The organism is Streptomyces sp. LS1784 (genome assembly GCF_020103755.1).
Lineage (GTDB): Bacteria > Actinomycetota > Actinomycetes > Streptomycetales > Streptomycetaceae > Kitasatospora.
The window spans coordinates 1-683 of the sequence record NZ_JAHSQD010001238.1; the positions used below are offsets into that span (position 1 = coordinate 1).

At 76.1% G+C, this 683-nt stretch carries 1 pseudogene; it reads left to right on the forward strand.

Annotation, left to right across the window (positions count from 1 at the left end):
• Positions 1-276 (forward strand): annotated as a pseudogene (locus tag KS423_RS46750) (GntR family transcriptional regulator); the annotation flags it as partial.
• Positions 277-683 lie beyond the last annotated feature (407 nt).

Genomic DNA, 683 nt, shown 5'->3' on the forward strand with positions numbered 1-683 from the left:
CGGGACGCACTGCTGGGCGAGCTGGCGGCCCGCGGGATCGCCGCGCACGGGCGGAGCGGGCTGAACGTCTGGGTGCCGGTGCCGGACGAGACCTCGGTGCTGGCGGCGCTGGTGCAGCGCGGCTGGGTCGCGGCGCCCGGCGCGCGGTACCGGATCCAGTCGCCGCCCGGGCTGCGGTTCACCACTTCGCGGCTGGAGGCGGCGCAGGCGCGGGAGCTGGCGGAGGACCTGGCGGCGGTGCTGGAGGCGGACAGGGGCGGGTCGCGGCTGGTGTGAACCCCGGACGGGGTGGGGCCCGGTGCGGGAGGGTTCCGTCGCGGGTCGGGCAGGTGTGGCGGGTGTGAACCGCGGGCGGCATCCGGTCGTCGGCTGCCCGCCTGGTCTGAACCCGGCGGTAACAAAAGCGGAAACCTCGCGCAGATGCCTAGCGGTAGGCGGCGCGGGCATGTCATCTTCTTCGCGCCACCGGCCGGCGGCCCACCCTCACCCAGGCGTCTTCCCGTTCCCCATTCCCCGGGAAGACCGAGCCGCAGGAGTTTCGCAGTGCCCGAGAACCATTCGAGCATCACCCGCAGCACCGCTCGCCCCGGCCGACGGCTGCTCACCGCAGCCCTCGCCCTCCCGCTCGCCGTCGCGGGCCTGGCCGTCGCCTCGCCGGCCTCCGCCGCACCGGCCGCGCCGGC